The organism is Vibrio sp. 1727, from assembly GCF_033344415.1.
GTDB lineage: Bacteria > Pseudomonadota > Gammaproteobacteria > Enterobacterales > Vibrionaceae > Vibrio > Vibrio alginolyticus.
Genome location: NZ_JAWPOT010000011.1, coordinates 120,510 through 132,065, shown reverse-complemented (window position 1 = coordinate 132,065; position 11,556 = coordinate 120,510). Strand labels below are relative to the sequence as shown.

Genomic DNA, 11,556 nt, shown 5'->3' with positions numbered 1-11,556 from the left:
AAGCTGACGTTATTAAAAGGAATAAGATGGCGATTAAAGTACTAGTCGTTGATGATTCGAGTTTTTTCCGACGTCGCGTGAGCGAAATCATCAACTCAGAATCGCGCCTAGAAGTGATTGACGTTGCGGTAAATGGTAGAGAGGCGGTTGAGAAAGCCAAATCTCTCAAACCTGACGTCATCACGATGGATATTGAAATGCCAGTGATGGATGGCATTACAGCTGTACGTGAAATAATGGCCGCTGCTCCAACGCCAATTCTAATGTTTTCGTCCCTGACCCACGACGGGGCGAAAGCTACGCTTGATGCGCTAGATGCGGGCGCATTGGACTTCTTACCGAAAAAGTTTGAGGACATTGCGCGTAACCGTGAAGAAGCGGTGTCATTACTTCAACAGCGTGTGATTCAGATTGCCTCGAAGCGCGCTTTCATGCGTCGACCTATCGCTCGCCCAACAGCGAGTACCAGCACGACTACTCGATCATTAGGTTCAAGAACGGCTTCACCTGTGACTCCAACACCAACTCGACCTGCTGCGTCAAAGTACCGTGCTTCTGGTAAGAAGTATCAACTGACGGCAATTGGCACATCAACAGGTGGCCCCGTTGCTCTACAAAAAATTCTGACGCGCTTGCCGATGAACTATCCGCATCCGATTGTATTGATTCAACACATGCCAGCAACGTTTACTGCTGCGTTTGCCAGTCGTTTGAACACCTTGTGTAAGATTCAAGTGAAAGAAGCACAAGATGGCGATGTGTTACAGCCCGGTGTGGCATACCTTGCACCAGGTGGGAAACAAATGATGGTAGATGGACGAGCGGGCGCTGCTCGTCTTCGCATTATTGATGGCGGCGACCGCATGAACTACAAACCATGTGTGGATGTGACTTTTGGTTCTGCCGCAAAAGTATATGGCGACAAAGTGCTCTCTTTAGTGTTGACAGGCATGGGTGCAGACGGTCGTGAGGGCGCTCGCATGTTGAAGTCTTCAGGCTCAACAATTTGGGCACAAGATGAAGAAAGTTGTGTTGTTTATGGCATGCCCCAAGCGGTTGCTAAAGCAGGCATTTCTTCAGAAGATTTACCGCTTGACCGCATTGCTGAACGCATGTTGGTGGAAGTTGGCCTAGCTTAGGATTCATCATGATTGTTTGGAGTGTAGCTAACCAGAAAGGAGGCGTGGGTAAAACCACCTCAACAGTGACATTGGCGGGCTTATTGAGCCAGAAAGGCCATCGAGTATTGATGGTTGATACTGATCCTCACGCCTCACTGACTACTTATCTCGGTTATGATCCTGATGCAGTAACTTCGAGCCTATTTGATTTATTCCAGTTGAAGACGTTTTCTCGTGAGACGGTTAAGCCGTTGATTTTAGAAACAGAGCTGGAAGGAATGGATATCATTCCCGCGCATATGTCCCTTGCCACGCTTGATCGCGTAATGGGTAATCGCAGTGGTATGGGATTAATCTTAAAACGGGCGCTGCAAACTGTCTCACAAGACTATGACTATGTGTTGATTGACTGTCCGCCAATCCTTGGCGTGATGATGGTGAACGCGTTGGCAGCCAGTGACCGAATTTTGATTCCTGTTCAAACAGAGTTTTTGGCAATGAAAGGTCTAGAGCGCATGATGCGTACGCTAACCATTATGCAAAAATCTCGCCCGGGCGGTTTCAAAGTGACTATCGTCCCAACCATGTACGATAAGCGCACGAAAGCGTCATTGCAGACATTGATGCAACTGAAAAAAGATTACCCAAATCAAGTGTGGACCTCAGCGGTGCCTATTGATACCAAGTTCCGCGATGCCAGTTTAAAGCACTTGCCAGCGTCGCATTTTGCATCTGGTAGTCGTGGTGTGTTTGCCTATAAACAGCTACTGATTTATCTGGAGAGGTTGGCGTTCGATGAGCAGTAATGATGTGCTGTCCAGTGAACAAGCACTTGATGACTACTTTAATGCATTACTGGATGATGAAACTGAAATAACGACTCTTGAGGAAGACCTTGACCTGTTGGCTCAAGAGGTATCATCTGCAGAGCCAGAGCCAGAGCCAGAGCCAGAGCCAGAGCCAGAGCCAGAGCCAGAGCCAGAGCCAGAGCCAGAGCCAGAGCCAGAATTGCAGCTACAATACTCGGAGCCAGAAACGTACCAGTTTCAAGAAACATATCCGCCAGAGTTGGAAGCTCCAAACCTGGAAGATGTTCAAAGGCTATTAAGTCAGCTTGAAGCAAGCAACCCAGTGGCTGAGTTGGATATTGATAGTATTCTTGAACAAAATACGATTGATATTGCAGCAGAGATAAAAGCGGCTGAGCCTGAGGTACAAACCTTTACTGAGGTGCCTGAGCTTCAGGGTGTTGAGGAAATACAGGACTGGGTGATTGATGAGCCAGTTTTTGAGGAAGCTCAACCAGAGGTGGATGAACCTCACGCAGTGATCGAACAAAGTATCAATATAGAATCGAACGTCGATACTGAACTCGAAACACAAGCAGATTCCGATATACCAACGGTCTGGGAAAGCACGAAGCGAAGTGAGGACTTCCAAGTTCTTTACTTTGATGTGAATGGTGTCACGTTTGCTGTACCTCTTGATGAGTTAGGTGGTATTCATCGCATTAGCGAGCTTAACCATTTGATAGGAAAACCCGCCTGGTATTTGGGGCTACAAACAAATCGCGAGCAACAGTTTGATGTCGTCGATACCGCGAAATGGGTGATGGCAGATAAGCTTCGTGATGATAGCTATAAAGATAACTACCAATATGTCGTCATGCTTGGTGAGAGCATGTGGGGGTTGGCCAGTAACCAATTAATGGGGACTGAAACGCTTAATATCGACAAGGTTCGCTGGCGTGAGCAGGCGGGTAAACGCCCTTGGCTAGCGGGCATGGTAAAAGAAAAAATGTGTGCCTTAATTCATGTCCAGGCGCTCATTGACATGCTAAACGCCGGTTTAGATGTCAAATCACTGAATTAGATTTAAGTCGGGAACGACATTAACGAGGATTAACTATGTCTCAAGCTTTTGAAGTAGAAGTGAAGAAAGATGCATCGAATGACGAAGTTCTTCAGTGGGTGACGTTCCAGCTAGAAGAAGAAACGTACGGCATCAACGTAATGCAAGTTCGTGAAGTACTTCGTTATACTGAAATTGCCCCTGTTCCAGGTGCACCAGATTATGTACTTGGTATCATCAACCTACGCGGTAATGTAGTTACTGTTATCGATACACGTTCACGTTTTGGCCTGATGGAAGGCGAAGTCACCGACAACACTCGTATTATAGTGATCGAGTCTGAGCGTCAAGTGATTGGTATCTTAGTCGATAGCGTGGCAGAAGTCGTTTATCTGCGTTCTTCTGAAATTGATACGACGCCTTCAGTTGGTACCGACGAGAGTGCGAAGTTCATCCAGGGTGTGAGCAACCGTGACGGCAAGCTTCTTATCCTTGTGGATTTGAACAAGCTGCTAACAGATGACGAGTGGGACGAGATGGCTCACCTTTAATGGCTGAAGAGACTCTTTTATCTGCTCCATTCCTTGCGGGTGGCGTCGCTTTTATCGTGTTAGTATTGGTTGTTTTGCAACTGCGGATTCGCTCGGGGTTACAAAAGCAGTTAGACCAACAACGAGCTCAATCTCGACACGCAGATAAAGAAGTGCAAAAGTTGAGTAAGCAGTTACTCGAAGTGCGCTCGGTTGTTGTTGGTCTTGGACAAAAAGTGACGGAGCAACAAGACATTATTCAGCACTTAAACGAGAGAATTCGCGAACTCGAACACGCTGATACTGATGGTCGCTTGTATAGTCGTGCTTCTAAAATGGTTCAGCTTGGCGCTGATATCAACGAGCTGATTGAAGAGTGCGAACTACCAAAAGCCGAAGCTGAGTTGATGCTTTCACTTCAGAAGAAACTGGCGGGGAAAGAGAAGATTCCACCATTAAGTGGTCAGCCATCAGATGACGCAGAATATCCAACGCGTGGACGTCGTCGACGCTAAAGGTTATCAAGCGATAAAAAAGAGGCGTTATTACGCCTCTTTTTTGTTTTTAGCCGCTAATGCTCTTCTTAAATACAACCCTAGATAACCTTCAGTCGATCTTGCTCTTAGTTCTGGCCTCTCAAATTCAAAATGAGCGCTTATAACTACTTATAGTTAATTTTATTAAAGTGTGATGATTAATTAACAAAAATACATGAACTTACATGTAACCTAGCCCTCTTATCCTGTTTTGTCATAACTAAGCTGTGCTAATATAGCGGCTCGTTCATTTTTTAGTTGAAGCTCTATGTTAGAAGTGTCTAACCTGACAGCAATCCGTGATGAAAGGGTTCTGTTTGAAAACCTGCAGTTTGAAATTAAGCCTGGTGAATTGGTCCAGATCGAAGGGCGTAATGGTACTGGTAAAACTACATTGCTACGGATTGTGACAGGGTTAGGTGATAGAGAAGAAGGTGTCATTAAATGGAAAGGCGAAGAGGTTGAAAAATCTCGTGATGTTTTCCATCAAGATCTGCTTTTCTTAGGACATCAAACAGGAGTGAAACGAGAGCTTACCGCATTAGAAAACTTACGTTTTTATCAATCTATTCAAAATAATCGCTCTTCAGACGAAGAAATCTTTATCGCTTTGACTCAAGTAGGATTAGCTGGTCGAGAAGATGTGCCTGTAGCACAACTTTCCGCAGGTCAGCAACGACGAGTCGCATTGGCAAGGTTATGGCTCAGTAAGCAAATTTTATGGATTTTAGATGAGCCGTTGACTGCCATTGATAAGCAAGGTGTCAAGGTGCTTGAATCTTTGTTCGCAAGTCATGCTGATAATGGCGGTATTGTCGTGTTGACGACACATCAAGATATGTTTGCGGACAGCCCGAAACTTAGAAAAATAAAGCTGGGTGACTGATATGATTTCATCGATGACCACCATCATTCGTCGTGAGCTCCTAATCGCATTTCGCCGTCAGGCAGACATTCTAAACCCGCTGTGGTTCTTTATTATTGTCATTACTCTCTTTCCTCTGAGTATTGGACCAGAACCTAATTTGTTAGCACGTATTGCAGCGGGCATCGTTTGGGTTGCCGCATTGCTGTCCGCCTTATTATCATTAGAGCGTCTATTTCGTGATGATTTTCAAGACGGTGCACTAGAACAAATGATGCTAATGCCGATTCCATTGCAACTTGTAGTGGTTTCAAAGGTCATAGCACATTGGTTGTTAACAGGGTTACCTCTGATTTTAATTAGCCCATTATTGGCGGTTTTACTTTCGCTCGACTTCAATACTTGGCTATCGGTTGTATTAACCTTGATGATCGGTACACCAACACTAAGTTTTATTGGCGCCATTGGTGTGGCGTTGACTGTTGGGTTGCAAAAGGGTGGCGTTCTTTTGAGTTTGCTTATTCTTCCGCTCTACATCCCAATTTTGATTTTCGCAACATCGGCAATTGATGCTGCCGCACTCGGTATGGCGTATAACGGTCAACTAGCGATTTTAGGTGCGATGCTAATGGGGGCGATGACATTAACGCCTTTTGCCATCAGTGCCGCATTGCGAGTTAGTGTTAACTAACTCAATAAAGTGCCAATGAAGCGGCGCTTGATCAAAGAATTATTATTAAAGCACTGCTACGGTCTCAACCCTTTAGACAGTGTCCCTGAAGTAAGAGTGAGAACAAAACATGTGGAAATGGCTACATCCTTATGCCAAGCCAGAAGCAGCTTATCGTTTGAGTGGTAAGTTTCTGCCTTGGTTTTCTGTATTGGCCCTCGTATGCTTATCGGTTGGTACGGTTTGGGGGCTTGCATTTGCGCCTTCAGATTACCAACAAGGTGATAGTTTCCGAATCATCTACATTCATGTCCCATCAGCTATTTGGTCTATGGGCGTTTATATGTCGATGGCGATCGCTGCATTTATTGGCCTAGTATGGCAAGTTCGCCTATCTGATATGGCGGCACTTGCGATGGCTCCGATTGGTGCAGTATTTACTTTTATTGCTCTACTTACAGGTGCTGTTTGGGGCAAGCCTATGTGGGGCACTTGGTGGGTATGGGATGCCCGTCTTACATCTGAATTGATTCTTCTATTTCTCTACCTTGGTGTGATTGCGCTTTACCATGCGTTTGACGATCAAAAAACCGCCGCAAAAGCTGCTGGTATTTTAGCGATCGTAGGCGTAGTAAACCTACCTATCATTCACTTTTCCGTGGAATGGTGGAACACGCTTCATCAAGGTGCGACGATCACGAAATTTGAACAACCTTCTATTTCATCCGACATGCTTTGGCCGTTATTGCTGAACATCTTTGGCTTTGCGTTCTTCTTTGGTGCCGTGACGATGGTCCGTTTTCGTAACGAAATCATCAGTAAAGAAAGTCACCGCCCTTGGGTGCGCAAACTCGCAACAGAACAAACTCAGTGAGGTAACTGATTATGCATTTTGAATCTCTGAGCGACTTTTTTGCCATGGGTGGCTACGCATCATACGTATGGAGTGCGTTTGGTATTACTTTCTTATCCATGCTGATTCTTCTGATCACTAGCCTTCGCCGCGGTGATGCATTATTGAAAGAAGTGAAAGCAAAAATTGACCGTCAAGCTCGTATCGACGCAGCGAAGAACATGGAGAACACCTTATGAACCCGAGACGTAAAAAGAGGCTAGGTATTGTACTAGCGATCTTTATCGGTATTAGTGCCACCATTGGTTTGATACTTTATGCGCTTAACCAAAATATGGACCTTTTCTACACTCCAACGGAATTGGTTAATGGTAAGCCAGATGGCACCAAGCCAGAAGTAGGCCAGCGTCTGCGTATCGGTGGAATGGTGGTTGTGGGCTCAGTTCGTCGAGATCCTAATTCTTTGAAAGTGAGTTTTGACCTGCACGATGTCGGTCCGAAAGTGACGATTACCTATGACGGTATTCTTCCTGACTTGTTCCGTGAAGGGCAGGGTATTGTTGCTCAAGGTGTACTGAAAGATGCCACGACAGTTGAGGCATTTGAGGTCCTAGCGAAGCACGATGAAGAATACATGCCACCAGAAATTGCAGAAGCGATGAAGAAAACGCATGAACCGCTTCAATACAGCACCGAACAGAAACAAGGAAGCGGCCAATGATTGCTGAAATCGGTCACTTTGCTCTCATTCTTTCGCTTGCAATGGCAGTGCTGTTGAGCGTATTGCCATTGTGGGGAGCATCGAATAATAACACCATGCTCATGAACACAGCGCGACCGCTATCTTGGTCTATGTTCCTGATGCTGTTGTTCTCTTTCGCCATTTTATGTTGGGGATTTTATACCAACGACTTCACGTTACAGTATGTAGCGAGCAACTCGAATAGTCAGCTTCCTTGGTACTACCGTTTAACCGCAGTATGGGGTGCGCACGAAGGTTCACTGTTGCTATGGGTTTTAATCCAAGCTGCTTGGACTGTCGCTGTAGCGACGTTTAGTCGTGGTATGCCGCAAGAGTCGGTTGCACGTGTACTTGCTGTTATGGGCATGATCTCAGTGGGTTTCCTACTGTTTATCATCCTAACGTCGAACCCATTCCTACGTACGTTACCGTTCTTCCCGGTTGACGGACGTGACTTGAACCCTCTGCTTCAAGACCCTGGTTTGATTGTTCACCCGCCAATGCTTTACATGGGCTATGTTGGTTTCTCGGTTGCATTCTCTTTTGCGATCGCATCCCTAATGACCGGACGCCTTGATACGGCTTGGGCTCGTTGGTCTCGTCCTTGGACAACCGCTGCATGGGTATTTTTAACACTTGGTATCGCACTAGGTTCTTGGTGGGCTTACTACGAACTTGGCTGGGGTGGCTGGTGGTTCTGGGACCCAGTAGAAAACGCATCATTCATGCCTTGGTTAGCGGGTACCGCATTAATGCACTCTCTTGCCGTGACAGAAAAACGCGGCACATTTAAAGCGTGGACGGTACTATTGGCAATCTCTGCATTTTCGTTGAGTTTGTTGGGCACCTTCTTAGTCCGTTCCGGTATTTTAGTATCGGTGCACGCGTTCGCGTCTGACCCGTCGCGCGGTATGTTTATTCTAGGCTTCCTCGTTTTCGTTATCGGCGGCTCTTTATTGCTGTTTGCCGTAAAAGGGGCAGCAGTGCGTGTACGAGGTAACTTCGACTTAGTCTCACGTGAAAATGCGCTCTTAGCCAACAATGTATTACTTATCGCCGCTCTTGTTGTGGTGTTAGTGGGGACACTGTTGCCGCTCGTACACAAGCAGCTTGGTTTGGGGTCGGTCTCTATCGGTGCGCCATTCTTTGACATGCTATTTGCGTGGTTAATGATGCCATTTGCTTTTCTGCTTGGTATTGGTCCTCTTATTCGCTGGAAGCGAGACAGTTTATCTAAACTTGTGAAACCAATGCTCGTTTCAGGTGTGCTTGCTTTCGCTTTGGCCGCGCTATGCGTGTACCTGTTTGCCGATTTCTTCTCAACCATGGCTTACATTGGTTGGGTGATGGCGATTTGGATTATTGCGATGCATGGCTTTGAATTGTACGAGCGTGCAACGCACCGTCATAGCTTTAGTGAAGGTGTTCGCAAGCTGCAACGTAGCCACTGGGCAATGATGTTGGGTCATGTTGGTCTGGCGGTATCTGTTATCGGTATTGCGATGGTACAGAACTACAGCATCGAGCGAGATGTACGTTTAGCACCTGGCGAACACTTCCAAATTCAAGGTTATGATTTCTACTTCTCAGGCTTGCGTGATAAAGATGGTCCAAACTACGATGGCTACATCGCAGACTTTGAGATCACACATGATGGCAAATACGTGAATACGCTTCACGCAGAGAAGCGCTTCTACCGTACGGCTAAGTCTATGATGACTGAAGCAGCCATTGACCGTGGTATTAGCCGCGACCTATACATTGCAATGGGTGAACGTTTAGACGACAACCGATCTTGGGCTGTTCGTATTTACTATAAACCGTTCGTTCGTTGGATTTGGGCTGGCTCTTTGATTATGGCATTAGGCGGCGCACTAGCGATTTCTGATAAACGCTACCGCTTCCGTAAATCGCCGAAGAAAAATGCGAAGTCAAAAGAGCAGGAGGCATAACATGAATAAGAAAATCTTATTTATTCCGCTTGTCGCTTTCATGATTCTAGCGGGCATTTTCGCAACCCAATTAATGCGTAACCAAGAGGGCGATGATCCAACTAAATTGGAGTCGGTTTTGGTTGGCAAGCCAGTTCCTGAGTTTCATTTAGAAGACCTGGCTGAGCCTGGAAAACAGTACGACCAATCAATTTTTAAAGGTGAACCGTTGCTCTTGAACGTTTGGGCAACGTGGTGCCCAACGTGTTATGCAGAGCATAAATACCTAAACGAATTGGCGGGTAAGGGCGTTAAGATCATCGGTATGAATTACAAAGATGATCGTAATAAAGCAATAGGTTGGCTGAATGATCTCGGCAACCCGTACTTGATCAGCCTATTTGATGGCAGTGGTATGCTTGGCCTTGACCTTGGCGTTTATGGTGCTCCAGAAACATTCATTATTGATGCAAATGGTGTGATTCGCTATCGCCATGTAGGGGATGTAAACCCACGTAATTGGTCAGAAACACTGGAGCCGCTTTACAACAAATTGGTTGAGGAGGCGAAGCAATGAGAAAGCTAATTCTTGCCGTTTTTGCTGCGATGACATTATCTCTTGCTGCTCATGCGGCCATTGAAGTGTACGAGTTTGATAATTTGGAACAAGAACAGCAGTTCAAAGAGTTAAGCCATACGCTCCGTTGCCCTAAATGTCAGAACAACACGATCTCGGATTCTAACGCTGAACTTGCTCAGGACTTACGCCATAAGGTGTATGAAATGACCAAAGAAGGTAAGTCCAAAGATGAGATTGTTGATTACATGATCGCCCGTTACGGTAACTTCGTGACTTACAACCCACCATTTACGGTCGCGACTGCGATTTTGTGGCTAGGGCCACTCGCTGTAGTAATGGGTGGTTTTGGTTTGATTGTACTGCGTAGCCGTAAATCTAAAGTTAAGGCAAAAGCGAGCAGTGACGAGCAATGGGATGAGCAAAAAGAAGCTCGTTTAAAAGCATTGCTTGAAGAAGAGAACAACGGAGATAAGAAGTAATGACACTATTTTGGATTTCCACCGTTGCTCTCACGCTTATTGCTTGTGCGCTGGTGGCTTTGCCGCTGCTTAAACAAAAAGCGAACAATGATGATGTGTTACGCGATGAGCTTAACAAGGCATTTTATAAAGACCGACTATCTGAGCTTGCAGAAGAAACTGACGAAGGTCTAGTTGAAAGTGAAGACGAACTGATTTCTGATCTAAAGCAATCACTGCTTGACGATATCCCTGGTGATAAAGCGCAAAAAGAAACTAAGGTTTCTCCAATCGCGGTTTTAGTTCCATCGGTAATTCTGACGGTGGTGCTGAGCTATGGTTTGTATTATAAATTTGGCGCGTCAGACGATATTGTTCAATGGCAAGAAGTGTCTGCAAATCTACCTGAGTTATCGAAAAAGCTGATGTCGGCTTCTTCTGAGCCGCTGAGTGACGATGAAATGGCGGATTTGACCCTTGCCCTTCGAACTCGCTTACATTACCAGCCGGAAGACTCGACAGGTTGGTTACTGCTAGGTCGTATTGCGTTAGCAAATCGTGATGTCACCACAGCTATCGATGCGATGGAAAAATCGTACCGCCTAGAGCCCAAAGATCCTGATGTGATGTTGGGTTATGCACAAGCTCTGATGCTGTCTCAAGAGGAAATGGATCAAGCGACGGCTCGCTCATTACTCGGCAAGCTGATGCAGCAAGACTATGTCGATCTGCGTGTGTTTTCTTTGTTAGCGTTCGATGCGTTTGAGCGTCAAGACTTCCCGGCAGCCATCAAGTACTGGGGAATCATGCAGCAAATGATTGGTCCAGAAGATAGCCGCTACGAGATGTTGTCACGCAGTATTGAGAGTGCTCGTAAGCAAATGGGCGAAGCGGTTTCACCGGATAAGAGTGTAGCCGTGACAATTAATGTGGCACCAAATGCTCAGCTGGATCCAAACGCAGTTCTGATTGTGTCAGTACATCGTTCAGATGGCTCCCCGATGCCTGTGGCTGCTGCTCGTTATCCGCTAGGTACTTTCCCTCGCACAGTCGTATTAGATGATGGCAATGCCATGATGCAAGGGCAAAAGTTATCTTCACTCGATAAGCTAATCGTCCGTGTGCGTGTAGATTCTGACGGTAACGTAGCAACGCGTGATCAAGATTGGCACGGAGAAAGTGACGTCGTTGAATTTGGCGCACCAGTAGAAGTGACCATTGATCAGCAGTATTAATTGTTAACATCTGTCTCTGAAACATGACAACGAGGTAGAGTCAGTTGCCTTTAGTGGTATGACTCTAAACGATCGAGTAGAATACCGAAGGCCAGCGATTGCTGGCCTTTATTTATTCCCATATCTGAGTCATCTTTACTATGTATCCTGCTCAACATACGTACAATGGTTAATCGGGGTGACT

The 11,556-nt window shown here is 46.0% G+C and carries 14 protein-coding genes; all 14 read left to right on the top strand.

The features are described 5' to 3' along the window. Positions 1 to 26: 26 nt before the first annotated feature. Positions 27 to 1,139 carry a protein-glutamate methylesterase/protein-glutamine glutaminase gene (locus R8O10_RS12440; protein ID WP_238970030.1) on the top strand — a complete coding sequence of 371 codons (1,113 nt, stop codon included), beginning with the start codon at positions 27 to 29 and terminating at the stop codon, positions 1,137 to 1,139. An 8-nt stretch (positions 1,140 to 1,147) separates the two neighbouring features. After that, positions 1,148 to 1,927, top strand: a complete 780-nt coding sequence (locus R8O10_RS12435) for a ParA family protein (RefSeq protein ID WP_005380505.1) — start codon at positions 1,148 to 1,150, stop codon at positions 1,925 to 1,927. Further along, on the top strand, positions 1,917 to 2,993 hold the full coding sequence (locus tag R8O10_RS12430; protein WP_318191442.1) for a chemotaxis protein CheW: 1,077 nt from the start codon (positions 1,917 to 1,919) through the stop codon (positions 2,991 to 2,993). Before R8O10_RS12435 ends, R8O10_RS12430 begins: the two co-directional genes overlap by 11 nt. 35 nt (positions 2,994 to 3,028) lie before the next feature. Continuing rightward, positions 3,029 to 3,523 (top strand): chemotaxis protein CheW, encoded by a 495-nt coding sequence (locus R8O10_RS12425; protein WP_005380507.1) that lies wholly within the window; start codon positions 3,029 to 3,031, stop codon positions 3,521 to 3,523. Continuing rightward, positions 3,523 to 4,017, top strand: a complete 495-nt coding sequence (locus R8O10_RS12420; RefSeq protein WP_031777229.1) for a DUF2802 domain-containing protein — start codon at positions 3,523 to 3,525, stop codon at positions 4,015 to 4,017. The genes R8O10_RS12425 and R8O10_RS12420 overlap by 1 nt, the downstream gene beginning before the upstream one ends. Positions 4,018 to 4,306: 289 nt before the next feature. Then, complete coding sequence (gene ccmA / locus R8O10_RS12415) at positions 4,307 to 4,924, top strand: cytochrome c biogenesis heme-transporting ATPase CcmA (protein ID WP_005380511.1); 618 nt, start codon at positions 4,307 to 4,309, stop codon at positions 4,922 to 4,924. 1 nt (position 4,925) lies between these two features. Then, a complete protein-coding gene (gene ccmB, locus R8O10_RS12410) occupies positions 4,926 to 5,594 on the top strand; it encodes a heme exporter protein CcmB (RefSeq protein ID WP_005380512.1) in 669 nt (222 codons plus the stop codon). Positions 5,595 to 5,703: 109 nt separating this feature from the next. After that, positions 5,704 to 6,447: a heme ABC transporter permease gene (locus R8O10_RS12405; protein ID WP_005380513.1), complete on the top strand. Its 744-nt coding sequence runs from the start codon at positions 5,704 to 5,706 to the stop codon at positions 6,445 to 6,447. 11 nt (positions 6,448 to 6,458) lie between these two features. Continuing rightward, positions 6,459 to 6,665, top strand: coding sequence for a heme exporter protein CcmD (ccmD, locus tag R8O10_RS12400; RefSeq protein ID WP_005380515.1), 207 nt, complete (start codon positions 6,459 to 6,461; stop codon positions 6,663 to 6,665). Beyond that, complete coding sequence (gene ccmE, locus R8O10_RS12395) at positions 6,662 to 7,147, top strand: cytochrome c maturation protein CcmE (protein ID WP_005380516.1); 486 nt, start codon at positions 6,662 to 6,664, stop codon at positions 7,145 to 7,147. Before ccmD ends, ccmE begins: the two co-directional genes overlap by 4 nt. Further along, a complete protein-coding gene (locus R8O10_RS12390) occupies positions 7,144 to 9,120 on the top strand; it encodes a heme lyase CcmF/NrfE family subunit (RefSeq protein WP_021034009.1) in 1,977 nt (658 codons plus the stop codon). The genes ccmE and R8O10_RS12390 overlap by 4 nt, the downstream gene beginning before the upstream one ends. A gap of 1 nt (position 9,121) precedes the next feature. Continuing rightward, on the top strand, positions 9,122 to 9,676 hold the full coding sequence (locus R8O10_RS12385; RefSeq protein WP_005380518.1) for a DsbE family thiol:disulfide interchange protein: 555 nt from the start codon (positions 9,122 to 9,124) through the stop codon (positions 9,674 to 9,676). Then, positions 9,673 to 10,158 carry a cytochrome c-type biogenesis protein gene (locus R8O10_RS12380; RefSeq protein WP_053306688.1) on the top strand — a complete coding sequence of 162 codons (486 nt, stop codon included), beginning with the start codon at positions 9,673 to 9,675 and terminating at the stop codon, positions 10,156 to 10,158. The genes R8O10_RS12385 and R8O10_RS12380 overlap by 4 nt, the downstream gene beginning before the upstream one ends. Further along, a complete protein-coding gene (gene ccmI / locus R8O10_RS12375; RefSeq protein ID WP_017820807.1) occupies positions 10,158 to 11,372 on the top strand; it encodes a c-type cytochrome biogenesis protein CcmI in 1,215 nt (404 codons plus the stop codon). The genes R8O10_RS12380 and ccmI overlap by 1 nt, the downstream gene beginning before the upstream one ends. The last annotated feature ends 184 nt before the right edge of the window (positions 11,373 to 11,556 follow it).